Source organism: Serratia sp. AS12, from assembly GCF_000214195.1.
Lineage (GTDB): Bacteria > Pseudomonadota > Gammaproteobacteria > Enterobacterales > Enterobacteriaceae > Serratia > Serratia plymuthica.
Window position 1 is genome coordinate 4,269,230 of sequence record NC_015566.1, and the last position, 24,186, is coordinate 4,293,415.

The window sequence follows — 24,186 nt, forward strand, 5'->3', positions numbered from 1 at the left end:
CTTCGGAGACGCTATGCTTGCCCCACATCCCTTTGGCAGCGAAATTACCGCCGAGGCACTGATCGTAAAATTTACCGCGCTTAAGCAGTGGGAAGATCGCTATCGCCAACTGATTATGCTGGCGAAACAACTACCGCCGCTGCCGGAGCCGTTACGCACGGCAGAGATGGAGCTCAGCGGCTGTGAGAACCGCGTCTGGCTGGGGCATCAATTATTGGCTGACGGCACGCTGCATTTTTATGGCGACAGCGAAGGCCGCATCGTACGCGGCCTGCTGGCGGTAGTACTGACGGCTGTGGAAGGTAAAACGCCGCAGCAAATTGCGGCAATGGATCCGCTGGCGCTGTTTGAGCAACTGGCGCTGCGCGCCCAGCTCAGCGCCACCCGCGCCAGCGGGCTGGAAGCGCTGGCCGCCGGGGTGAAAGCGATCGCCTCTCGTTACGCCTGACGCGCGGCTTTCGCCACCATTTTCTTCAAGGCGTGAGACACGGCGACAAAGCCGAAGGTAGCGGTAACCATGGTCGCCGCACCGAATCCCGCGCTGCAGTCCATTCTTTTTGGCCCTTCTGCGGTGCTGCGTGATGCGCAAACCGTGCCGTCCGGTTGCGGGTACACCAGCGGTTCGCTGGAAAACACGCAATCAATGCCTAACTTGCCCTTACTGTTCTTCACCACGTTGAAATCATTCTTCAACCGCTCGCGCAACTTGGCCGCCAGCGGATCCTGAATGGTCTTCGCCAGATCGGCTACCGCTATCTGCGTCGGATCTATTTGCCCGCCGGCGCCGCCGGTAGTGACCACCGGGATCTTGTAACGACGGCAATAGGCCAGCAGCGCAGCCTTCGGCCGTACGCTATCGATCGCGTCGATCACGTAGCTGAAATTGTTGTTCAGCAGCTCTGCCACGTTGTCCGCAGTTATAAAGTCGTCAATGCAAGTTACCCGGCATTCAGGGTTGATCGCCAGAATGCGCTCCGCCATCACTTCCGTCTTTGACTGGCCAACATGCTGGCGCAACGCATGGATCTGTCGGTTGGTATTGGTGACGCAAACATCATCCATATCAATCAGCGTAATGGCGCCGATACCGGTACGCGCCAGAGCTTCGGCCGCCCAGGAACCCACGCCGCCGATGCCAATCACGCAAACGTGCGCCTGGGCAAACAGCGCCAGCGCCTGCTGACCGTACAAACGTGCCGTGCCGCCAAAACGCTGCAGATAGGCTTCAGAATAGGCTGTGCTCATAACGCTTTACTTACCTTAACAATGCAAATGATAAGGGCCGGAAAATCCGGCCCTTGCGGGTCAATATCGGTATACCCTTCACCTTTCAAGACACAGCCAGGCGACCAGCTTGAAATTCATAGGGTATAACTTATTGTCGTCAGCGGGTGACCAACAACGAACCGCCGTTAGCGGAAGAAGTCTGGCTGGTAAACAGTGGCGTGCCGGTGTTACCGCCTTTCAGCACCCAGACTCGGCCGTAATGGTTGTAATACCCCGCCGAGTGACCGGCGTCCGGCCCAATGCCCTGGTACATATCGAAGTGCTGGCCTTTGATCGCGCCGCCCACGTCCAGAGCCACCATCAGGCGCATCTCATATTTTCCCGTGAATTTACCCTTGTTGTCCAGCAGAGGTACTTCTGCCAGCAGCGTGGTGCCTGCCGGGATCAGTGAACGGTCGGAAGCTACCGAAGCTTTGGCAATCAAAGGTACCGCACTGGCGCCACGTACCGGCGCAAAAGCCTCCGGACGGAAGAACACAAAGGAAGGGTTCTGTTCCAGCAACTCGCGCACTTCTGCAGCGCTGTGGGTATCGGCCCACTGGCGAATCGCCTGCATCGACATATCCACCTTGGCCACTTCGCCGCGATCGATCAGCACTTTACCTATGCTGCGATAGGCGTGGCCGTTCTTGCCGCCGTAGCCGAAGAACACCAGCGGCTGGCCATTGCCGTAATCCACATAGCCGCTGCCCTGGACTTCCATCATAAAGTTGTCCATCAGCGAATTGGTGTAGGCAACGATATAACGGTCATCCAGCGCGCCAGAGTAAATGCCTGCGCGATCCGGCAGGCGGCCTTTGCCTTTTGGCGGCATGCGGTACAGCGGGTAACGGAACTCACCCTGCTGGGTATAGCGCGCCTGCACGACCGGCGTATAGTAGCCGGTGAACTGCACGTTACCGTAGTTGTCCACGCCTTCCATCTGATAGGCGTTGAGGCCGTATTGGTTCAGTTGACGGGTATCGGCACCGGCAGCCATCCAGCTTTGCACTGCCTGAAAGGTGCTGTTGTTGCGATTAAACAGTGCGGGAGAAGCGTTTCTAATCTCCATCAGCTGATTCGAGTAATCCCTGGCGTTAACCGGTACGCCTTTGGCGTTGGGTTGATTCACCAACTCCAGCGACTGATCCAGATGGCCATCCTTATACTGCTGCCCCCGGTCGGTCGGCTTTGACGAACAGCCTGCCAATACCGCTACCATCAACCCGCCCAGCAGGTATTTGCCCCAACGTCCTTTCATTGCGCACACTCTCAAACAGATATGATCTACCGGCGAACGATAACAAACACCCATAGATAAGGGAATCGCCGCAAATAAAAAAACCCGCACGGCGGATAACGATGAAAAAGAACGCAAATTGCGGACTAATTCAGCATAAAGATGGCTTTAACTCAATTAATTGCAAAAAGGGTTGCAACAAAATGCACGGAGAGTATAGTGCGCTTCCATCGGACGCGGGGTGGAGCAGCCTGGTAGCTCGTCGGGCTCATAACCCGAAGGTCGTCGGTTCAAATCCGGCCTCCGCAACCAACCGATACTGCATCAGCGGTATCACGTAAAGGTTGGGATTCGATGAAAAAAGTATTATACGGACGCGGGGTGGAGCAGCCTGGTAGCTCGTCGGGCTCATAACCCGAAGGTCGTCGGTTCAAATCCGGCCCCCGCAACCAACCGATACTGTACCAGCGGTATCACATGAATGTTGGGTTTCGATAATACAAGCATTAAGACGGACGCGGGGTGGAGCAGCCTGGTAGCTCGTCGGGCTCATAACCCGAAGGTCGTCGGTTCAAATCCGGCCTCCGCAACCAATCTTAATGACTACAAATAAGCACCTTAACGGGTGTTTTTTTGTATCTGAAATCTGCCAAAAACCGGCCGGGCACCCACCCAGCCGCATCAGCTTAAACCTTATCCGCGCGCTGCCGCGCCCCCATTGGCGAAATACGCCTTGATACCCGCCAAAATAGATTCCGCCACCTGCTGTTGGAAATGGCTGGTCCGCAGCTTACGCTCTTCTTCAATATTGCTGATAAACGCCGTCTCAACCAGGATAGAAGGGATGTCAGGGGCTTTTAACACCGCAAAACCCGCCTGATCGACGCGATTCTTATGCAAACGGTTAATTTTGCCCATTCGGTTCAGCACTTCCTTGCCGAATTTCAGGCTGTCGTTGATGGTCGCAGTTTGGATCAGATCAAACATGGTGTGATCCAGATAGCGATCGCCGCTTTTGCTTACGCCACCGATTTGGTCCGATTCGTTCTGAGTTTGCGCCAGGAATTTCGCTGCCGAACTGGTGGCGCCCTTGGTCGATAGCGCAAATACCGAAGATCCGCGCGCAGCCTGGCTGGTAAAAGCATCGGCATGGATGGAAACGAACAGATCGGCACGCTGCTTGCGCGCCTTCGCCACCCTCACCTTCAGCGGAATGAACACATCTTCATTGCGCGTCATAAACACTTTCATATTCGGCTCGCGCTTGATTAACGCGCTCAGTTTGCGGGCGATCTGCAACACGATGTCCTTCTCGCGCGTTTTGAATTTGCCGATCGCCCCCGGATCCTCGCCGCCATGGCCAGGATCCAGCATGATGACAATCGGACGATCGCGTCCCGCCTTGCCGGCCTGCGGCGCCTCGGCCGGCAAAGTGCGTTCGAGATCGCCCTTGTTGTAATCTTCCAGTAATGCCAATAGCGGATCATAGTCTTCGCCAGTGCCGCCCTTGCTGGGATACAGATCCATCACCAGACGATTGCGATATTCCGGTACCGGCGGCAGAGTAAACATATGAGGGCTGACGCTCTGCTTAAGTTCCAGCACCAGCCGAACGGTGTTTTGATCAAACTGACCGACGCGCGCCTGTTTCAAATAGGGATCGTCAGCGCGAACCTGGCCGACAATGCCCTTCAATACGCTATTGAGATGCACCCCTTCGATATCCACCACCACGCGATCGGGATTGGTCAGCGCAAACTGTTTATATTTCAGTTCGGTGTTTGATTCGAGCGTCACGCGGGTATAAGTAGAAGAAGGCCAGACACGCACGGCAATCACGTGCGATGATGCGGCGAAGCCTATGCGACTCACACTCAGCAACCAACTTGCGGCAACCCCCTGCAATATACGACGGCGGCCCAGATTGTGATTTGAGTTTGGCATGCGACTCCGGTAGTGATAACAGGTTAAAACAGATGAAAAAAACGCCGATAAAACGGGAATGGCAAAAACTTTAACGAATCCTCCCGGCGCTGTCATCAGAAAATCTTTCCAAGGTTTTTCAATTTATTAACCAATTAGCCCCTTCCGCAAATAAATACAGACAATTTCCCGCTTGCCATTGGGGCAATAAAAGAATAAAAATACAAAAATATCGTATAAATATGCAAAAGAGGTTTTGCCGTGAAGGAACGTAGTACCGAGCTTGTTCAAGGATTCCGTCACTCAGTTCCCTATATCAACGCCCACCGCGGCAAGACGTTTGTCGTCATGCTTGGGGGAGAAGCCATAGAGCATGAGAATTTTTCCAACATCGTCAACGATATCGGGCTGCTGCATAGCCTGGGGATTCGTTTGGTGGTGGTCTATGGCGCACGGCCGCAGATCGACAGCAATCTGGCGCAGCATAACTACGAACCTATTTATCACAAGCATACCCGGGTCACCGACGCCCACACGCTTGAGCTGGTTAAGCAGGCGGCGGGCCTGCTGCAACTGGACATCACTGCACGGCTGTCGATGAGCCTCAACAATACGCCACTGCAGGGCGCGCATATCAACGTGGTCAGCGGCAATTTTATCATTGCCCAGCCGTTAGGGATTGATGATGGCGTGGATTACTGCCACAGCGGCCGTATTCGCCGTATTGATGAAGAAGCGATCCACCGTCAACTCGACAGTAACGCTATCGTGCTGATCGGTCCGGTCGCCGTTTCCGTTACCGGCGAAAGCTTTAACCTGACGTCAGAAGAAGTGGCGACCCAGTTGGCCATCAAGCTGAAGGCGGAAAAAATGATCGGGTTCTGCTCATCGCAGGGCGTCACCGATCAGGAAGGCAATATCATTTCCGAGCTGTTCCCCAATGATGCGCAGAAACGTATCGAAGAACGCGAAGCCAGCGGCGATTACCATTCAGGCACCGTACGTTTTCTGCGCGGTGCGGTGAAAGCCTGCCGCAGCGGCGTGCGCCGCAGCCACCTGATCAGCTATCAGGAAGACGGTGCGCTGGTGCAAGAGTTGTTCTCACGCGACGGTATCGGCACCCAGATCGTCATGGAGAGCGCCGAACAGGTGCGCCGGGCGACCATTAACGATATCGGCGGCATTCTGGAACTGATCCGCCCGCTCGAGCAACAGGGTATTCTGGTGCGCCGCTCCCGTGAGCAACTGGAGATGGAGATCGACAAGTTCACTATTATTGAGCGCGATAACCTGACCATCGCCTGTGCGGCGCTGTATCCGTTCCTGGAAGAGAAAATCGGCGAGATGGCCTGCGTGGCGGTACACCCGGACTACCGCAGCTCATCCCGCGGGGAAATGCTGCTGCAACGGGTGGAAAGCCAGGCGCGTCAGATGGGTTTGCAAAAGCTGTTCGTGCTGACCACACGCAGCATCCACTGGTTCCAGGAGCGCGGTTTCACTCCGGCGGAAGTGGACGTGCTGCCGATGCAAAAACAGGCCCTGTACAACTACCAACGCCGTTCGAAGATTCTGCTGGCGGACTTGTAATCCTCTGCAGGCGCAGCCTACGCCCCTCTTCTTTCAAGCCGCAGCCTTGTTGGCTACAGTTTGAAAGCCTCAGGATAGGCTGTACCCGTTTCGCTTTTATGGCGTTATCTGCAAGCGCTCCGCCAACCCGCTGCGGCGTTGGGTTGGCGTGCGGATCGCCCGCATCAGCACGGTCTCGGTGGCATACAGCGAAAGCTGGCTACGCGCGCGGGTGATGGCGGTATACACCAGTTCGCGGGTCAGTACCGGCAAGAAGTGATTGGGCAACACCAGCACCGTATGATCAAACTCCGATCCCTGAGACTTGTGCACCGTCATTGCATAGGCGGTTTCATGCGCCGGTAAACGGCTCGGTTGCACCGACTTGATGTTGCCGTCCGGCAGTTGGAAGTGCACGCGCAGCTCGCCGCTCTCATCACGCAGAGCGATACCGATATCGCCGTTAAACAGCCCCAACGCACTGTCGTTGCGGCCAATCATCACCGGACGACCGGGATACCAACGCCCCAAGGCCCCTGGCGTACGCTGGATCAGCCCGGCCCGTTGCAATCCCGCCTCGATACGCTCGTTCAGCCCGGCGATACCGAATGGCCCTTCGCGCAGCGCGCACAGCACCTGGAAACGGCCAAACTCCGCCAGCACCTCTCCCGCATCCGCCCTGGCAGCGACCCGCTGCAAATAATCACCGTAGCCTGCTACACAGGCGTTCAGCAGGGCCTGATAGTCCTCCGTTTCTGCCAATGGGTAACCCGCAACGTCACTGAAACTGCCGCTGAGTGCCCAAGCCGCACGCTTACCGTCACCGGCATTCACCGCAAAAGCCAATTGACCAATGCCCGAATCGGCATCAAAACGATAGCTTTTGCGCAGCAGGCACAGGCTGTCTCGCACCGCCGCTTCCGCCTGCGCACTTTGCCCCTGCAACAGGCAGCCTGTCAGCCGGGTGAGTTGTTCCGCACGAGCAGCACTGTATCCCTGCTCGGCAAAACGGCAGATATCCCCCAGTACAGCACCGGCCTCTACCGACGCCAGTTGATCCCTGTCGCCAAGGAAAATCACCCGCGCCTGAGTGGGCAATGCGGCAATCAGACGCGCCATCATCGGCAGATCGACCATTGAAGCCTCGTCCACCACCAGCACATCCAGATGCAGCGGGTTGCCACGGTGATAACGCATGCGCTGGCTATTGGGCTGAGCGCCTAACAGGCGGTGCAGCGTCGACGCATCGGTGGGGAACAGCGCGCGTTGCTCCGGGGTTAACGCCAACTGCCTGCCGGCGCTGCCGAGCGATTCGGTCAGACGCGCCGCCGCCTTGCCGGTGGGTGCCGCCAGTTGAATACGCAAGCGCCTGCCATCGGCAAGCTGTACCAGCGCCGCCAGCAATTTGGCGACGGTGGTGGTTTTGCCGGTGCCCGGCCCACCTGAAATCACAGCAATACGCCGCGTCGCGGCCACTGCGGCAGCAATTTTCTGCCAGTCCGGCTCATTCGTCGCCTCGCCGAACAGCCGATCGAGGATGGCATGCAGTTCGGGTTCATCAACCGCCTGATGGATACTGTCGCTGCTGATAAACTCCGCCACCTCGCCTTCGTTCTGCCACATGCGCTGCAGGTACAAACGCTGCTGTTGCAACACCATCGGCATGGCACTGCTGCCGTCACCCACCGCCGCACTGGCCATCAGGCGCTGCTGCCAGCGGGCAAGATCCGGTTGCCCGGCCGCCAGCCACACGGCTTGCGCCAGTTCCGGCTGACGCCCTTCAAACAGATTTTCCGGCAGTAACTGTTCCAGCATCAGGCAAACATGACCGGCGCCTGCCTCCGCACTGAGGCAGGCGGCAGCCAGCAGAATGTCAGGCTCTTCCTCACCGGCCACTATACGGGCAAACTGCAGGTCCAACGGGCGCAGCACGCCAAGTGCCTGTGCCTGTTCCAGTAGCGCGATCATGGTTCACCCTCCGCCGCAATGGCTTCGCCGCTGAACAGGCGGTCCATACCTTCCACCAACTGCAGCTCTGGGCGACAGGCGAAAATGCCGTTGCCCGGGTGCTGTGCGTCTACCCCGCGCAGGAACAAATAAATCACCCCGCCAAAGTCGCGCTGATAGTCATAATCCGGTAACCGATGGCGCAGATAACGATGCAGTGCCAACGTGTACAGCTGATATTGCAGATCGTAGCGGTGTTCCGCCATCGCCTGCTCCATCGCCGCACGGGTATAAGCGCTGCTGTCCTCTCCCAACCAGTTGGATTTGTAATCCAGCAGGTAGTATTTTCCCTGCCAGCAAAATACCAGGTCGATAAACCCCTTCAACATTCCCTGCACCTGCTGGAAATCGAGCGCCGGGCAGCGTGCTGAAAGCGGATCGTAATTTTTCACCAACTTATCCAGCTCACCCGCCCGCAACAGTTTTTCTATGGGTAAGTAAAACTGCAGCTCGGCCTGTTTATACTGCGGTGCCAGCGCCGACAACGAAACACCGGCATCATTAAGCGGGACATTCAGCAACACCTGCATCCATGCCAGCAGTATCGGTTGCCAGTGCTCAGCAAACCCTTGCTGTTGCAACTGTTCAAACAGCCATTGCTCATCAAGAGGTTGAGTGAAATCCAGCGTTTCAAACAGGCTGTGCAGGAAGGTTCCCGGCGCTGCGCCGCGCGGGAAGGTATGCGGTGTGAGCGCTGGCTCACTGTCCAGCGCCTGTTCGCCTGCGGCGTCGACATCCAGCCGTGGCAGCAGATCCTGCATCAGGCCAGAGCCGTGTTGCTGCAGGCCGGTGTAACTGGTCACGCGCCAGAAATACTGCACCGGGCGCGTGAAACTTTTTGCCGCCAGCTCGGTTAACGCTGGCGCTTGGGGCAGCCAGGCCTGTTCATCCAGTTGTTCAACCAACGACAGCGCAATTCCCCCTCCAGCCAGTTGCTGCAGACGTTGTTGCAGCCAGGCCGCATCTCCGGCCTGGCCGGCCTGCACCAGGTAACCCAGCGCGCTGCGGTGCAAATCGGTATCACCCTGTTTCTTGCGTGTGCCCTGGATCAATGGCGCTATGCCGATACTGCAGTGGTATACAGAACGGGTCAAGGCTACGTACAGCAGGCGCAAATCCTCCGCCAACCGCTCTTCTTCCGCCCATTCGATACTTTCTTCATCGGCGTTAAGGTCAAGCAGGGCCTGGAAACTCTGCCGATCGTGGTACAGCACCTGCTGCTGCTGGCGGAAATTGCCGACGAACGGCAACCAGACCAGATCGAACTCCAACCCTTTCGATTTATGGATGGTGATCACCTTCACCAGATGGCGATCGCTCTCCAGCCGCAGTTGCTGGTTGTCGGATTGGCGATTTGGCTGGGCAATCTGCTGTGCCAGCCAGCGCACCAGCGCATGTTCGCTGTCGAGTTGCGCAGAGGCCTCTTGCAACAGCTCCCCCAAGTGCATCACGTCGGTCAATCGACGCTCGCCGCCGGGGCTGGCCAGCAGATTTTCCGCCAGGTGGCGCTCATTCATCACCTCACGCAGCATGGGCAAGACGCCACGGCGCAGCCAGAGCGTGCGGTATTCATCGAACTCATTGACCAGCATATCCCAGGCGCGTTCGTTGCGATTCAAGCCGTCCAGCGCCTGCGCATCCAACCCCATCAGCCCGGTCGCCATGGCGCTGCGCAGCGTGCGCTCCTGCTCCGGCGCCAGCACCGCCTGCAACAGCCACAGCAAATCCTTGGCTTCCGGCGTATCAAACACGCTGTCGCGGTTGGACAAATAGACCGACGGGATGGCCAGAGCGCTGAGCGCATCACGCACCAACGCCGCCTCATTGCGGCTGCGCACCAGCACGGTAATATCGGAAGCCTGCACCGCCCGCCGCTTTTCGCCGTCCACCAGCCAGGCCTGCTGACGTTGCCCGGCACTGAGCCAGTCACGGATTTGCGTGGCGCACAGGCGCGCCATCAATTGTTGGTACTCACTAACGCCAACGCCTTCACCCTGCTGCAGCCAAAACTGCATCGCCGGCTGTGGCTGATCATTCAGCTCAAACGCCAACCCGCGATTTTTCTCGGCAGCGGCCACCTCAATAAAAGGAATTTGACCGAACAGGAAGGGTTTTTCCACCTGAGTAAACAGATGGTTAACGCTGCCCACCATTGCCGGTGACGAGCGCCAGTTAGTCTCAAGCGTGTAGTGGGCGCTTACCTCAGAACGGGCGCGCATATAGGTAAAGATATCGGCACCGCGGAAGGCATAAATAGCCTGTTTCGGGTCGCCTATCAGCAACAGGCCGCATTCCGGCCGGCCGACGTAGAGCTTTTGGAAGATACGGTATTGCTGTGGATCGGTATCCTGGAACTCATCGATCATCGCCACCGGATAACGCTGGCGAATCGCCTGCGCCAACCGTTCGCCGCCTTCACTTTGCAGCGCACTGTCCAGCCGGCTTAGCAGATCGTCAAAACCCAGTTCGGCGCGCTGCCGTTTTTCCTGTTGAATGGAGAGACGTATCTCACTCAGCGCCCGCGCCATAATCAAATCGCGCAGCGTCAGCGGCTCATCAAACAATTCATCTATTGCCACAAACAAGGCATGGCGGGGCGGATCGCCCTTTTTGGTTTTATCCAGCAGCACTGACTGACGGAATTTTTCCAGCTCTTTCGGCAATTGGTAATCCTGGGTTTCCATCACCACCCATTCACCCACCTTATTCAACCAATTAGGCAAGTGTTTACTGCTGTAGCTGCGCTTATCCACGCCGGACTGGCTGATTAACGCCTCCAGATCCCCCGCCGCCGCCTGCCACTGTGCTTTGATAGCATCAATGCGCGCCACGATCTGCTCATGGCGCATCAATACCGTTTCTTCATCTTTCGGTGGCCGACGCAGCGTTGGCGCTTCGCCGCTCAGATAGCCGGAAATATCGGCCAGCAGTGCCTCCGGGCCGCTCCACTCCTGGCTCACCGCCCGGGCGACACCCAGCGGCAACGGATAACAATGGCGACGCCAGAAATCTGCACAAGCTTGACGCCGTAGCGGCAATTCATCCTGCACCAGCGTTTGCTCAAACAGAATGCCGGACTCGAAGGCGTTGTGGGTCAGCATGCGCTGGCAAAAGCCGTGGATGGTGTAGATCGCCGCTTCGTCCATCTGCCGTTCGGCCGCCAGCAGTTGCGCGGCGGCATCGGGCAGATCGTCAATCTCCTCCATCAGCGCAGACAACAAGGGGTCCTTGCTGAGACCGCGGACGCAAGCAATGCGTAACGCATGGATATTGCTGCGAATACGCCCACGCAGCTCTTCGGTGGCAGCCTCGGTAAAGGTCACCACCAGAATCTCTTCCACCGTCAGCCGCCGGGGAATGGCCGACGCTTGGCCCAGGCCAAGCAGCAGACGCAGATACAGCGCGCCTATGGTAAAGGTTTTGCCGGTCCCCGCAGACGCTTCTATCAGCCGTTCGCCAAACAGCGGCAGCGTCAGCGGATCAAGCCTCTGCGGGGCAACCTCTGTCATGGTGTCGCCACCTTACGCGGCAGAGTTTGCTGCAGGGCAGAGGCGTTTGGATAGGTGACCCAGTCCTGCTGCACGGCATAATCCGCTTTCTCTTGCCCGCTGCCGCTAACCTGCGACAGCACCGCCAGCCCCTGCGGCTGAATGACCGCCTGGTGGAAATAATCCGCCAGCTTGGTCGGCGTCAGTTGCTTAACCTGCTCAATCAGCTTATGGCGAGTATCGAAGGTAAAATTGCCGCGATCGAAATCATTGGCAAAGCGGCTGGCTTCTTCGCTCAGGGTTTGCGGGCGCTGCTTCAGTTCGTTGATCATCGCCTGCTTGTACTGTTCAAAGTCCGCGTCTTTCATCTCACGCAGGCGCTTTTCAGTTTTTGGGTAGAAATCCTGGTAGCGTTGGTACAGATATGCCGGCTGCTTGCTGTTACTTTGCAGCAGGAAGCCAATCCCCCACTGGCGGCCCACGGACATTGGGAAAGCAAATACCGCATAACCCAATTGTTCCTGAGTACGCAGTTGGCTGTAGAACCAGGGCTGGATAATCTGCCCCAGCAGCGAGCTGTAAGCCATGCCGGTCACTTCATCATACCCGGTCGGCACATAGACTGCCGCCAGCGCCGAGTCGGTGCTGCTGCCCGCACGCTGCAGGTTAGCCAACTGTTTTTTAGCCACTTCAACGTCTTCGCCGTGCCACCATTCAATGCCGGTGCAGCCCAGGCGGTGTTTCAGCGTTGAAGCAAGAGTGTCTACCTGCTGCTTGCTCATATTGCCCACCACCAGCAACTCCGGTGTGGCATCGGCCAACAGGCTGTCGCGGTACGCCAGCACGTCTTTCAGCGTCAGGGTTTTCAGCACCTCGCGGCGCTCACTGCGCTCGGAGTACGGCACGCGGGAAACCATCTGCACCGGTTGGATCGCCAGCTCAAACGCTTTCCCTTTCTCAGCCGAATCCAGCTGTTCCAGATACCAGGATTTGGCCTGCGCCAGTTGATCTTCCGTCGGCGTGAAGTTGGAATAGCCCTCAATCAGCGAGGTCAGCAACTGCGGCAAACGCTGGGTAAAGCCGTTGGCATTGAACATCAGGCCATTGTTCGGCGAAGTCGAGAAGCTCAGCCCGCCAATCGAGGCCTGATAACTCAGTTGATCCAGCGAAATACCCGCCAGATAGTCGGTCAGCGAGAACAGCACCTGATTGCGCGCAGAGTCCATGGTTTTTGCATTGCGGAACGCCACTGTGACATCGGCTTTCGGCTCGTCGGCAAAGTAACGGCTTGGCATATACAACACCCGCAGACCCGGCTGATCGACCACCATTTCCGGTTTCTTGAACTCGTGGGACGGTTTGTTCAGGGTAAAGTCATCAGGAATATACGGGTTCAGCGCAGGCAGCGAGAGGCTGATCCCCTTGCCCAACTGCTTCCACTGTTCGAAACGCTGCGGCGCGATTTTATCAACCTGATAAGGTGCGTTGACGAAATAGGCCATCTTGTTATGCGGCTCATTCGGGCTGACAAACCAGATGCGCGCATTTTGCGGCGTCATGGCGTCCAGACGCTCGGCAATCGCTTTGGCATCATAGCGATCGGCCAGGTAAGGCGCATCCAGCGTGTGTTCTACCGGCACACGCAGCATGGTGTCCACCAACCATTCTATGTAGTCCATATCACGGGTGATCGACGGATAGCGGAAATCCAGGTTGAGAACGTGGGAGATCTCATCGAAGTAGCTTTGCTTGATGCCTTCGCTGCGCAGCATTTTCAGGTAGTTAAAGATGGCTGCTATCACCTCGTCACGCTTGGCCAGACCTTTATCGGTCAGGGAAACGCTGATTGAGAATACCCCGCCGTTGCGATCCACCATCGGATCGGCCCCGGCGTTGATCGCATCCGCCAACCCCTGCTTTTGCAGCCAGTCAGACAGGGTATTTTGGCTACGGTTGCCAATCAGGTAACTAATATAAGTGTCGGTCTTACTGCGGAATTCAGCGCTGTTGTTATCAATGCGGAACTCCACTTTCAACTGCTTGCGCGGCTGGGCCGGCACATAGTGGATAATGATGCCCTGCTGTTCAGGGGTGACCGCAGGGACGGTAATCGGCGGCACGCTGACTTCGCGATTGGGCACTTTGCCAAACGTATTGGCCGCCAGTTCGGCCAGCTCAGGCAATGGTTTGCTGCTGTACAACACGCCCATCATCAGGTTGGCAGAATAATAACGCTGGTAGAATGACGTCAGTTCATCATGCAGCTTGCTGCCCGGCTTGTCCTTCAAGGTATCGAGGTTGCCGCCCGAGAAACGCGCGCTCGGGTGAGCTGGGTTCAGCGTTTCCGCCCCGACCTGCGCCATGCGCATGCCGTCGCGTGAACGCGCCATCGTCAGTTCGGCATTGACCGCATTACGTTCACGATCGGCATTGCCGGGATCCAGCAGAGGCTCCGCAATGGCATCCGCCATGCGGTCTACCGCCGGCGCTAACGCGTCGTTTTCCACTTCCAGGTAGAATGCGGTGCGATAAGACGCGGTGCTGGCGTTGTGGCTACCACCGTGCTTTTTCAGAAACTCCGCCAGGTTTTCCGGCTGCGGATAGCGCTTGGACCCCATCAGCACCATGTGCTCCAGGTAGTGCGCCAGCCCAAGTTGGCTGTTCGGATCTTCCAGCGATCCCACCGGCAGCGCCAGTGCCGCCAATGATTTTGGCGCCTGAGCATCGGATACCAACAAGACGGTCATGCCGTTTGCCAGCTTAATCGCCTGATATTGGCGTGGATCGTGATCGCTTTTGTTGATCTTCTCCGCCAGCGGTTGCCATCCCTGTGCGGCCCAGCTTAACGGTGCCCAACACATGGCCAATAATACTAACCCGGTAATGCGGGCCAACTGTCTGCGCATATCCAAAATGAACCCCTATTCTGACACCGCTACGCCAAATCCCTGACGTTAGCGGTGTGCATCAAAACAACACAACAAAAGGCTATATACCTGTACGTTATGTAAGACCGGAGCTAACCCCGATAGTTGAATATAATCCTGCTTATTTTTACCACCTCCCGGCGAGCAGTACCACCGGGGATATGACCCAAGGTCATGCCAAGGGATCAACCTAAATTATGCTTCGCCACCGGCAACAGGTAACGTTCTGTTTCGGCCAGAATTTGCTCTAAACAGGCATTGTCCAACTGACGGAATACCCGTTGAACATAGGCGTCTTCGCCTTCTCCAGGAATGCGCTGATCGCCCTGCCAGGTTTGCAATAACTTGGCCCGCGCCTTGATTTGCACCTCTTCATCCCAGTCAATGCTCTGAGTTTCCGGTTGATAGCACTGGCTCAGCCACGCCCAACCGCTTTTATTGAGCAAGAGCAACGGCTGGCATAAACCGCGCTGATAACCCTCCACCAGCTCAGCCAACTGCTCGCGGGCATCCTCGGCGGTTAACGCGGCAAAACGCCACGCGGCGCCTTTGCGGCCATAAATACGGCTTTCCCCCGTGCCACCGGCGCAGCAGTACGCCAGATGTTCCAGCCACAACAGTATTCCATCAACCGCCGACAGGGTGGCCGGTCGCCAGCGTAGCAGACCGTCCTCCTGTACCTGATGCAACCACCCGCTGATATGCACACCGGCGATGTCGATATCCAGCTCCAGACTGTGCCCTTCGCTGCGTTCGGCGCGCACCTGCTCGGCCAGTTCGCTCATCTCCTCTTGCTGTTTCTGCCAGTAAATCTCGCCGAAGGGGCCAAAAGGCAAGCCGCCGGCGGCACGCACCCGCTGGAACAAACGGGCGGGATCCTCTCCGTCAATCAAGGTATTCAACAATTGGCTGTTGAACTGATAGCGGCTGAGATTATCCAGGATGAAGGGCTCTTCATCCGGCAATTCGGTTTCTTCAAGGATAAAACTGACCCCCAGCCGCAGTTGGAAGAACGCGCGGATGGGGTGGCGATAGAACCGCAGCAAATCATCCAGCGAGATCTGGGTCTGCTCATCAGGCAATAGCGGTTGGTTAAACGGTGGATGCGCCGCACCGCGTTTATCAGCTGCGGGCAGCCATTCGGCGGCATAGCTTTGCGCTTCCGCGCCGGGCAAAAAATTCTCGGCGGCGAACGGCATGCGCGCGTGCCAGCTAAGCAAGTGTTTACCGACCTTCTGTGCGCTGGCATCGGCATCCAGTGCCTCATCACCCGGCAGGCAATAACTTTGCTCCAAATACTCCAGCAGTTCGGTTACCAGCACCGAAGGGTAACGCAGGCTGTTATCCTGAATGGAACGGCCAATAAAACTGATATACAGCCGCTGCTGTGCCGACAGAATCGCCTCCAGGAACAGATAGCGATCGTCGTCGCGGCGGCTGCGATCGCCGCGTTTTACCTGCTGTGCCATCAGATCAAAGCCCAGAGGCGGCAAAGTGCGCGGATAAACCCCATCGTTCATGCCCAGCAGGCAAACCACTTTGAACGGAATGGAACGCATCGGCATCAGCGTGCAGAAGTTGATTTGCCCGGCGAGGAAGCGTTGACTGATACGTTCCTGATCAAGACGCGCAGCCAGTTCGTCACGCAGAATAGTCAACGGCACCTCATCGGGGTAACGCGCCGCCAGCCCGTGTTCAAACACTTTGCTCCACTGTTGCTCAATCAGCGCCAGTGCCGCCTCGGTTTCGCCGTCCGGCTCAAAGAAGGTATCAAGCAGTTGGCGGCAAAGCGGCAGCCACTCCGGCAGAGCGCGCGCCTCGGTCAATCGTTGCCGCCAGCGGCTGAGGGAGGCCAACAGTTCGGCCAACTGCCCGGCCAGCTCCGCGACCAGCCCGCTCGATTCGTCATAAGGCAACACGCCCTGCCAATCGCCGGCATTGCTGTCCATGGCGTAGCCCAACAGCATTCGGGTAATGCCGAACTGCCAGGTATGCTGGCCGGTGGCCGGCAGATCCAGTTCACGTACGTTGTCGTCATCCAGCCCCCAGCGGACGCCGGACTCCCCAACCCAGTGGCGTAACAGGCGCAACCCTTCCTCCTGGATCGAGAAACGCGCCGCCAGCGCCGGCACTTCCAGCAGCGCCAACACCTGTTCAGAAGTAAAACGGCTCTGCGGCAGATCCAGCAGCGAGATAAACGCCTGCAGCGCCGGGTGCGCCTGACTCGCCTTGCGGTCAGAAATCGCAAACGGCAGATAGCGTTCCGGGGAAGCGTTGCCGAACACCGCCTGAATATAAGGCGTGTAGCTGTCGATATCTGCCACCATCACGATGATATCGCGCGGCGTCAGCGCAGGATCTGCCGCCAGCATGGTCAACAGCTGGTCGTGTAAAACCTCCACCTCACGCTGCGGGCTGTGGCAAGCGTGCAGGCTGATAGAACGATCCTCGGGATCGAGCCGGCGTTTGGTCGCGCTGCTCTCCAGCGTTTCCAGCGTGGTGCCGATGACGGCGCTATTTTTCAACTCCAGCATATCGTGCTGAATGGCGTGCAATAAGTTATCCGCAGGGATATCTACAAACGCAAAAATCTCCTGCGCGGATTCTATCTGCGAGAGCAAAAAGTGGTGGTCACGCCCCAACTTGCCCCATGAGGCCAACAGCGGATTGGGCAGGTCTTGCTCGCCTTCCGCATTAAACAGCGCGGCGGCGTTATCGGGATCTCTGAATAACGCATATTCCGTTTTATCCTGATAATGGCGCCGCTTGCGGCTCTGCAATTTCGCCAGGAATGATTGGCTCTGAATATCCCCCCAATAGTAGCGGCACGGATTGGTGAACATCAGGTGAATATCAATATGGCGACCCAGCGCCTGCAAGGCCTCCAGATACACCGGCGGCAGCGCCGAGATACCGCAGATAAACACCCGCGGCGGTAACCCTTCCGGGCAGCGTTCCGCCTTTTCCAGCACGCTGATAAAGCGACGATACAGGTTTGCACGATGCCATTCCTGTTGCCCCAGCTCATGGGTATATTCGACCAGCCGCGCCCACAGCGGTGCCTGCCATTGCTGGGCCTCCGCCAGCCCATCAATGCTTTCGCCGTTTTGCCAACTTTCCAGCCATTGCGGGCGATATACCAGATATTGGTCAAACAGGTCTGCCACCCGACCGGCAAGCTGATGAATTTTACGCTTGTCGCCGTCGTCGGTGAGGTAATGTTGCAGCGGGGCAAATTCCGGCCGCGTGAGAAGATCCGGCAGGAGCCACATCAGTTTCCAGGTCATGGCGTCTTTACTGAAGGCGCTCTCTTTCGGGATGCCGGGCAAAACCCGGGTGAACATGTCCCAGATGAAGGTTGCGGGCAGTGGGAAGGCGATATTGGCGGCAATGCCAAACTGTTCCGCGAGCTGCATCTGCAACCACTGCGCCATACCGGGGCTTTGCACCAGCACCACTTCCTGCTGAAAAGGATCGGCCAATGGCTCTCTGGCTATCAACGTGCTGGTCAGCGTTTTCAGCAAATCCAACTGATTGGAATGATAAACCCTAAACATGGGTGCTCCCTTAAAACATAATATCTGCCGGAGTACCGGCGGTGCAGTACCAGCGGTTCAATTCAGCCCACTGCCGCTGAGGCGTTTGTATTCTTACCGTCAGCCGTTGGCAAGCGGCATGCGGGGAGTTTTGCCGCATCTCGCGCTGCCACCCGGGCGGTAAGGGCAGCAGTTCGGCATCCGTGCGACCGGTGGCTGCAAAGACTTCCAGTTGTTGATGCGCCAACGACCAGGCTTGCCGATACTGCCACTGGCGCTGAAAAGAGTGCAACAGCACCTGATGATACTGTAACAATCCCAGCAGCGACACCGCGAACAGCAATGCGGCAATCAGCACTTCCGGCAGGCTGAACCCCTGTTGACGCCATAGCCCTGCTACGGGAGCCACCCGCGCGTTAATCCGCACAGTCCGTTTCCCGTTTTTCGGGGCAAAAATCCAGCCAACCGCCGATTTCCGCCCTTAGCTCGAAGGTCCCGCCCGTGCCATCCGGTTTGGTCAATTGATATAATCGCAACGGATCCCCTTCACTCATCACCCCGTCACCCCGCACCAGCACAATCCCCGCCTGGGCGGACAATTTGGCGCAGGCGCGCAGCTCTGCGGTTTGCTGGCACCACCAGCCGTTGGCACCTAACCGGTTACGGGGCCAGGACTGCGCCACGCCCCAGCTGAGCGCCGAAGCAGCCTGGTTGTATGCCTTCAGATAGCGCTGTTGATCGGCAGCCAGCAGCAAAGCGCTATCCAGTTGGCGGTGCTGGGCATTCAATAACATCAGCCCCATCACCAACAGCAGCATCACTGCCGCCAGCGTACTGCCGCCACGCTGCCCCGCCGCACTCATGGTAGCGAAGCCATGTTAATCGCCCAGTGCAGGCTGCGGCGTATAGCGTCATCCGCCTTCGAACGCCCGGCCAGCGACAGCATGACCCATGTTTTGCCACTGTTGCCCGCGACCGATTTGACGCTGAAAGTTTCAATGCGTACTTCGTCGTTATCCAGTAACCGCTCCCAACCCGCACCGTGACAGTGGGTTATGCCACGTTGCCCTTCCAGCGCCCCCTGCCGCAACCGGTAACCAAAATACCCGACATCTGCGCCAAGCGTCTCCCAGCGGCCGTTACGGGTGATGTCGTAAGCGACGATCACACAACTGCCCGTCGCCTCCCCGGGCGCATGGCCAATCAGTAATGCCCGCCCGCGGCAGTTACCGGCGCAGAAACCGGCGCGGCGCAGATCTTTCTCAATGCCGAACGCCAACTGCCGGAGTACCGATTCCAGCCGATAGTGCCGACCGACATCGACACTGTGCTGCCGTAACACCGGGTAGGTTTTAGCCGCTGCCAGCATAATCAGGCTGCCGAACGTCAGCGCCAGCATCACCTCCGGCAGCGTGAAACCTCGCTCTAGGGCTGGCATGCCGTAATCCCCCGGATGCTTACGTCCTCGCTGCACAGGCGTAGCCGCCCTTTGGCGGACAGCACCAATCGAAGGCTGCCGGCACCGTTGCTGAGCACGATATGCCCAGCCTGCGCGTTATTGCGTAATCCATAAAATCCCATCTCCTTTTGGGTGTGCGCTGCCAGCCTTACATCCCAGTAATGCGGGCTGAACAGGTCATCGCCGTGGCCCTCGCACCCCGAAAGTGGCTGATTACTGCCGATGCACCAGGGATCGCCGGTTTTAAACCACAGCAGCGCCGTGCGGTTACGCCAGTTGGCGTCCGCCTGCATCCGGGTGAGAAACGCCAGCAGTTGCTGAGCGGTATGTTCCAGCCGCAGGCTCTGCTGATAATGGCGCCAATGGCTGACGCCCCAGCCGGTGAGCATGCCCGCCAGGGTGATCACCACCAGCAGTTCAATCAGCGTCATGCCTCGCTGGTCTTCGGTATTGAAAATCAGGTTGTCGTTCATGGCAGTCAGTGTAATCAAGGCGGCAAAACGGGGAAGCGCGGTTTACTCAGGCTGAAGCGCTCTGCGCAACCTTTCGATGTAACGGGCAGCAAGTCAAAATAAAATGCGAAGCGGAACGCAAACAGAGCCAAGACAGAGGGAGAAAAAAGTAAGGGCGCAACCCGTGCGCCCTTGGGGATAACTTATGCGGCCAAACTCAGATGGCAACCGGCGCCTTGATGGCGGGATGCGGATCATAACCTTCGATTTCAAAGTCTTCAAAGCGATAATCGAACAACGAAGCCGGTTTGCGCTTGATCACCAGTTTCGGTAATGCACGCGGTTCGCGGGTTAGCTGCAACCGGGTCTGCTCCATATGATTGCTGTACAAATGGGTATCGCCACCGGTCCAGACAAAATCACCGACCTCGAGATCGCATTGCTGCGCCATCATATGCACCAGCAGCGCATAGCTGGCGATGTTGAACGGCAGGCCGAGGAACACGTCGCAGGAGCGCTGATACAGCTGGCAAGAGAGCTTGCCGTCCGCCACGTAGAACTGGAAGAACGCATGGCACGGTGCCAGCGCCATCTGATCCAGCTCGCCCACGTTCCAGGCTGAAACTATGATGCGGCGTGAATCCGGATCCTGTTTCAGTTGTTTCAGCACGTTGCTCAACTGGTCTATCTGACGGCCGTCCGCAGCGCCCCATGCGCGCCACTGCTTGCCGTACACCGGGCCAAGATCGCCATGCTCATCTGCCCACTCGTCCCAGATGCTGACGTTGTTTTCACGCAGATAAGCCACGTTGGTGTCGCCGTTCAGGAACCACAACAACTCATGGATGATGGAACGCAGGTGGCACTTCTTGGTGGTCACCAACGGGAAACCTTCCTGCAAATTGAAACGCATCTGGTGGCCGAAAATCGACAGCGTGCCAGTGCCGGTACGGTCGGCTTTAGGGGTGCCCTCGGCGAGCACTTTGTTCATCAAATCCAGATACTGTTTCATTTGTTCCTCACGATAGTTGTTGCTGCGGGCGACGACGATACGCCCAAATCATCATAATAATACCGGCCACCACCATCGGGACGGACAGGATCTGCCCCATGCTGACAACGCCGTCGAACAGGCCAAGCTGAGCATCCGGCTGACGGAAGGCCTCGACGATAATGCGGAATGCGCCGTAGCCAATCAGGAACAGGCCGGATACGGCCCCCATCGGCCGCGGTTTGCGGATAAACAGGTTCAGAATGATAAACAGCACTACGCCTTCCAGCAGCAGTTCATACAGCTGGGACGGGTGCCGCGGCAGCACGCCGTACTGGTTCAGCAGTGGCAACAGCTGCGGATCGGCCGCGGCAATGGCGACGTCTTCGCCGCGCGAGCCGGGGAACAGCATTGCCCAAGGCGTATCAGTGGTCACGCGGCCCCACAACTCACCATTGATAAAGTTACCCAAACGGCCGGCACCCAGGCCAAACGGGATCAGCGGAGCAATAAAATCGGAAACCTGGAAGAAGGTGCGCTTGGTACGGCGGGCGAACCAGAACATCACCAGGATCACCCCCAGCAAGCCGCCGTGGAACGACATGCCACCGTCCCAGACTTTAAACAGGTAGAGCGGATTATCCAGGAACAGCGGCAGGTTGTAGAACAGCACATAACCAACGCGGCCACCGACGAACACACCGAGGAAACCAGCATACAGCAGGTTCTCCACTTCATCCTTGGTCCAGCCGCTGCCCGGTTTGTTGGCACGGCGCACCGCCAACCACATGGCAAAAACAAAGCCAACCAGGTACATCAGGCCATACCAGTGCAGAGAAACCGGGCCGATAGAGAAAATCACCGGATCAAATTTAGGAAACGCCAGATAGCTATTGGTCATCTATCACCACAACATGTCTATTATTCTTCCCCAACCGGGGGCGGCAGGTGCCAAACGCGCTAAAACACTCTTTTTCGTTGCTTTCAACGCAGTCGAGGAGGCGGATAATAGCATAAGCTTAACCGCCTCCGGACTGGCCAACAGGGAAAAGTTCTGTAAAAAAATCAGTCAGCAGCAAGCCTTTACTTGCCGCCACGGATCAATCCGCCCATGCCGCGCCGTTCCATAAACGCCGCGACCTGGTGGCGCACTTCGGTCGTCATCTGGGCGCCCAGCACCCGCTGCGCCAGCACTTCGGCGTCAGACAGCTCAATATGCCGCAGCAGATATTTGATGCGCGCCACACTGCGCCCGTTCATGCTTAAGTTACGATAACCCATGCCCACCAACAGCAACGCGCCCATCGGATCCCCGGCCAGTTCACCGCACAGGCTCACCTGCAGCCCAACCGCGTTGGCCTGAACCACGATCAGCTTAAGCACCTGCAACATTGAAGGATGCAAACTGTCGTACAGCGCCGCAACGCGGGTATTGTTGCGGTCTACCGCCAGCAGGTATTGGGTCAGGTCATTGGTGCCAACCGAAATGAACTCAACCCGCCCGGCCAGATGGGGGATCAGGAAAATCATCGACGGCACTTCCAGCATTACGCCAAGCTTGGGTTTCGGGATTTCATATCCGAGCACCTCTTCCACTTCGCGCCCTGCGCGATCGATCAACCGCCGGGCCTCGTCGATCTCTTCCAGGCTGGTGATCATCGGCAGCAGGATGCCCAGATTGCCGGTCCCGGCATTGGCGCGCAGCATCGCACGCACCTGAATAAGGAATATTTCCGGCTGATCAAGGGTGATGCGGATACCGCGCCAGCCCAGGCAGGGATTTTCCTCGCTGATCGGCATATAAGGCAGCTGCTTATCGGCGCCGATATCCAGCGTCCGCAGCGTGACCGGTTTGTTCGGGTAAAGCTGCAACATGCCCTGATACTGCGCAACCTGCTCTTCTTCCGAAGGGAAGCCGCTTTGCAACATGAAAGGGATTTCGGTTCGGTACAAACCGACGCCATCGACTCGCCCGCCCAAGAGCTGCTCGTGTTCCGGGCTGAGGCCGGCGTTAAGCATCACCTGAACTCGCTCACCGCTTTTGAGCTGGGCCGGCTGCTCGACGTCGTCTTCCGCCAGTTTGCTTAACTCAAGTTCTTCGCTGATCAGCCGCTGGTATTCCTGCACCAGCACCGGTTCAGGGTCGACCAGCAGCTCGCCGCGATAACCGTCGACAATCAGCAGCCGCTGGCTGAGCAGCGCAGGCTGGATATCCGCGCCCATCACCGTCGGCACGCCCATCGCCCGCACCAGAATCGCCGCATGGGAGTTGGCGGCGCCATCGCGTACGACCACGCCAACCAGCCTGTCCTGCGGCATTTCAGCCAACAGGGTGGCAGTCAGTTCGTCCGCCACCAGCACGAAACGCGCCGGCCACTGAGTCGCGCCCTGGGTGGTGTCGTCGAGGTGGAATAGCAGGCGCTGGCCGAGCGCGCGCAAATCGCTGGCGCGCTCACGCATATAGGTGTCTTGCAGGCTGGCGAATTGGGCGGCAAAGACTTCGATCACCTGTTTCACCGCCCATTCCGCTACGGAACCGGCGTCAATTTCGGCAAATAGCTCGCGCTTGAGGCGGGCGTCGTTCAACAGGTGAGAGTACAGATCGAAAATCGCCGCGCTCTCTTTTTGCGAGCTGGCGGCAAAGCGCTTGCTGAAACGGCGGAATTCCGCGCCGGCTTCTTCCAGCGCCTGCGTCAGGCGTTCCCGCTCGCTCACGGTATCGAGTGTCGAGGCCTTGTAAACCTGATCGAGCGACGGCTGGCTGCTGTCCTGCCAACCTTCCGCCACCGCTACGCCGGGGGATGCCGCCAATGCTCGGATGCGGGTCTGGCGATATTGGCCAAAAATGGCGTTAAGCTGCGATTGCGAGAGGATCCCGGCCATTTGCGTAGCCAGAGTCACCATGAAGGATTCTTCGCTTTCGTCGAACTGGCGCAGCTCACGCTGCTGCACCACCAGCACTCCCAGCAGTTGGCGACGATGAATAATCGGCACGCCCAGGAAGGATCGGAAACGATCCTCCTTCACCTGAGGTATGTATTTGAAGCTGGGGTGGCTCTGCGCGTCAGCCAGGTTTATCGGCTCTGCACGGCGCCCGACCAACCCGACGATGCCTTCATCAAATGCCAGCGCGATAGCGCGCCCGCGCGGTTTTTTCAACCCGCGCGTCGCCATCAGGTAGTAGCAGCGGCGATCGTTGTCTGCCAAATATATGGAGCAGACTTCCGTATCCATCGCCAGACAGGTTTCATTGACCAAAAGATCCAGCGCATCTGTCAGACTGGCCGCCGCGGCCACCTTCTCAACAATTTCTCGCAAGCGCGTGAGCATA

The 24,186-nt window shown here is 57.7% G+C and carries 16 protein-coding genes and 3 tRNA genes; 5 read left to right on the top strand and 14 right to left on the bottom strand.

The genetic code is table 11. From position 1 onward, the window contains the following. Positions 1-13: 13 nt before the first annotated feature. Positions 14-448: a cysteine desulfurase sulfur acceptor subunit CsdE gene (gene csdE / locus SERAS12_RS19965; protein WP_013814282.1), complete on the top strand. Its 435-nt coding sequence runs from the start codon at positions 14-16 to the stop codon at positions 446-448. Here csdE and tcdA read toward each other — a convergent pair. After that, on the bottom strand, positions 439-1,245 hold the full coding sequence (gene tcdA, locus SERAS12_RS19970) for a tRNA cyclic N6-threonylcarbamoyladenosine(37) synthase TcdA (RefSeq protein ID WP_013814283.1): 807 nt from the start codon (positions 1,243-1,245) through the stop codon (positions 439-441). The two genes, csdE and tcdA, sit on opposite strands and share 10 nt — an antisense overlap. A 139-nt stretch (positions 1,246-1,384) precedes the next feature. Further along, positions 1,385-2,527: a murein transglycosylase A gene (mltA, locus tag SERAS12_RS19975; protein ID WP_013814284.1), complete on the bottom strand. Its 1,143-nt coding sequence runs from the start codon at positions 2,525-2,527 to the stop codon at positions 1,385-1,387. A 214-nt stretch (positions 2,528-2,741) separates the two neighbouring features. Between mltA and SERAS12_RS19980 the strand changes: the two genes are divergently transcribed. The 3 genes from SERAS12_RS19980 to SERAS12_RS19990 all read left to right on the top strand — a co-directional run bounded on the left by SERAS12_RS19980 (position 2,742) and on the right by SERAS12_RS19990 (position 3,099). Then, a tRNA-Met gene (locus SERAS12_RS19980) sits at positions 2,742-2,818 on the top strand. Positions 2,819-2,881: 63 nt separating this feature from the next. After that, a tRNA-Met gene (locus SERAS12_RS19985) sits at positions 2,882-2,958 on the top strand. Positions 2,959-3,022: 64 nt separating this feature from the next. Then, positions 3,023-3,099, top strand: a tRNA-Met gene (locus tag SERAS12_RS19990). A 100-nt stretch (positions 3,100-3,199) separates the two neighbouring features. On the opposite strand, the gene amiC is transcribed toward SERAS12_RS19990, so the two are convergent. Continuing rightward, positions 3,200-4,450, bottom strand: a complete 1,251-nt coding sequence (gene amiC / locus SERAS12_RS19995; protein ID WP_013814285.1) for an N-acetylmuramoyl-L-alanine amidase AmiC — start codon at positions 4,448-4,450, stop codon at positions 3,200-3,202. 240 nt (positions 4,451-4,690) lie between these two features. Between amiC and argA the strand changes: the two genes are divergently transcribed. Beyond that, positions 4,691-6,016, top strand: a complete 1,326-nt coding sequence (gene argA, locus SERAS12_RS20000; protein WP_006327565.1) for an amino-acid N-acetyltransferase — start codon at positions 4,691-4,693, stop codon at positions 6,014-6,016. Positions 6,017-6,112: 96 nt separating this feature from the next. Here argA and recD read toward each other — a convergent pair whose 3' ends face one another. The 11 genes from recD to ptsP form a co-directional block, all read right to left on the bottom strand. After that, a complete protein-coding gene (recD, locus tag SERAS12_RS20005; protein WP_013814286.1) occupies positions 6,113-7,963 on the bottom strand; it encodes an exodeoxyribonuclease V subunit alpha in 1,851 nt (616 codons plus the stop codon). After that, complete coding sequence (recB, locus tag SERAS12_RS20010) at positions 7,960-11,511, bottom strand: exodeoxyribonuclease V subunit beta (RefSeq protein ID WP_013814287.1); 3,552 nt, start codon at positions 11,509-11,511, stop codon at positions 7,960-7,962. The genes recD and recB overlap by 4 nt, the downstream gene beginning before the upstream one ends. Next, a complete protein-coding gene (ptrA, locus tag SERAS12_RS20015; protein ID WP_013814288.1) occupies positions 11,508-14,396 on the bottom strand; it encodes a pitrilysin in 2,889 nt (962 codons plus the stop codon). The genes recB and ptrA overlap by 4 nt, the downstream gene beginning before the upstream one ends. 206 nt (positions 14,397-14,602) lie before the next feature. Beyond that, a complete protein-coding gene (gene recC / locus SERAS12_RS20020; protein ID WP_013814289.1) occupies positions 14,603-17,974 on the bottom strand; it encodes an exodeoxyribonuclease V subunit gamma in 3,372 nt (1,123 codons plus the stop codon). Positions 17,975-17,984: 10 nt separating this feature from the next. Further along, positions 17,985-18,380, bottom strand: a complete 396-nt coding sequence (locus SERAS12_RS20025) for a prepilin-type N-terminal cleavage/methylation domain-containing protein (RefSeq protein WP_013814290.1) — start codon at positions 18,378-18,380, stop codon at positions 17,985-17,987. Further along, the gene (locus SERAS12_RS20030) at positions 18,370-18,816 is read right to left on the bottom strand and encodes a YgdB family protein (protein WP_013814291.1); all 447 of its coding nucleotides are present in this window, start codon (positions 18,814-18,816) and stop codon (positions 18,370-18,372) included. Before SERAS12_RS20030 ends, SERAS12_RS20025 begins: the two co-directional genes overlap by 11 nt. Further along, the gene (locus SERAS12_RS20035) at positions 18,813-19,391 is read right to left on the bottom strand and encodes a prepilin peptidase-dependent protein (RefSeq protein WP_013814292.1); all 579 of its coding nucleotides are present in this window, start codon (positions 19,389-19,391) and stop codon (positions 18,813-18,815) included. Before SERAS12_RS20035 ends, SERAS12_RS20030 begins: the two co-directional genes overlap by 4 nt. Next, positions 19,379-19,885, bottom strand: coding sequence for a prepilin peptidase-dependent protein (locus SERAS12_RS20040; protein ID WP_013814293.1), 507 nt, complete (start codon positions 19,883-19,885; stop codon positions 19,379-19,381). Before SERAS12_RS20040 ends, SERAS12_RS20035 begins: the two co-directional genes overlap by 13 nt. A 196-nt stretch (positions 19,886-20,081) precedes the next feature. Further along, positions 20,082-20,876, bottom strand: a complete 795-nt coding sequence (gene thyA, locus SERAS12_RS20045) for a thymidylate synthase (protein WP_004952281.1) — start codon at positions 20,874-20,876, stop codon at positions 20,082-20,084. A gap of 7 nt (positions 20,877-20,883) precedes the next feature. Then, positions 20,884-21,756, bottom strand: a complete 873-nt coding sequence (gene lgt / locus SERAS12_RS20050; RefSeq protein ID WP_004952282.1) for a prolipoprotein diacylglyceryl transferase — start codon at positions 21,754-21,756, stop codon at positions 20,884-20,886. Between the two features lie 182 nt (positions 21,757-21,938). Further along, positions 21,939-24,185 carry a phosphoenolpyruvate--protein phosphotransferase gene (gene ptsP, locus SERAS12_RS20055; RefSeq protein WP_013814294.1) on the bottom strand — a complete coding sequence of 749 codons (2,247 nt, stop codon included), beginning with the start codon at positions 24,183-24,185 and terminating at the stop codon, positions 21,939-21,941. Position 24,186: the final 1 nt, after the last annotated feature.

Coding starts and splice junctions, on each gene's coding strand:
- csdE (WP_013814282.1), top strand. CDS start 14: ATGCTTGCCCCACATCCCTTTGGCAGCGAAATTACCGCCGAGGCACTG.
- tcdA (WP_013814283.1), bottom strand. CDS start 1,245: ATGAGCACAGCCTATTCTGAAGCCTATCTGCAGCGTTTTGGCGGCACG.
- mltA (WP_013814284.1), bottom strand. CDS start 2,527: ATGAAAGGACGTTGGGGCAAATACCTGCTGGGCGGGTTGATGGTAGCG.
- amiC (WP_013814285.1), bottom strand. CDS start 4,450: ATGCCAAACTCAAATCACAATCTGGGCCGCCGTCGTATATTGCAGGGG.
- recD (WP_013814286.1), bottom strand. CDS start 7,963: ATGATCGCGCTACTGGAACAGGCACAGGCACTTGGCGTGCTGCGCCCG.
- recB (WP_013814287.1), bottom strand. CDS start 11,511: ATGACAGAGGTTGCCCCGCAGAGGCTTGATCCGCTGACGCTGCCGCTG.
- ptrA (WP_013814288.1), bottom strand. CDS start 14,396: ATGCGCAGACAGTTGGCCCGCATTACCGGGTTAGTATTATTGGCCATG.
- recC (WP_013814289.1), bottom strand. CDS start 17,974: ATGTTTAGGGTTTATCATTCCAATCAGTTGGATTTGCTGAAAACGCTG.
- SERAS12_RS20030 (WP_013814291.1), bottom strand. CDS start 18,816: ATGAGTGCGGCGGGGCAGCGTGGCGGCAGTACGCTGGCGGCAGTGATG.
- SERAS12_RS20035 (WP_013814292.1), bottom strand. CDS start 19,391: ATGCCAGCCCTAGAGCGAGGTTTCACGCTGCCGGAGGTGATGCTGGCG.
- SERAS12_RS20040 (WP_013814293.1), bottom strand. CDS start 19,885: ATGAACGACAACCTGATTTTCAATACCGAAGACCAGCGAGGCATGACG.
- thyA (WP_004952281.1), bottom strand. CDS start 20,876: ATGAAACAGTATCTGGATTTGATGAACAAAGTGCTCGCCGAGGGCACC.
- lgt (WP_004952282.1), bottom strand. CDS start 21,756: ATGACCAATAGCTATCTGGCGTTTCCTAAATTTGATCCGGTGATTTTC.
- ptsP (WP_013814294.1), bottom strand. CDS start 24,185: ATGCTCACGCGCTTGCGAGAAATTGTTGAGAAGGTGGCCGCGGCGGCC.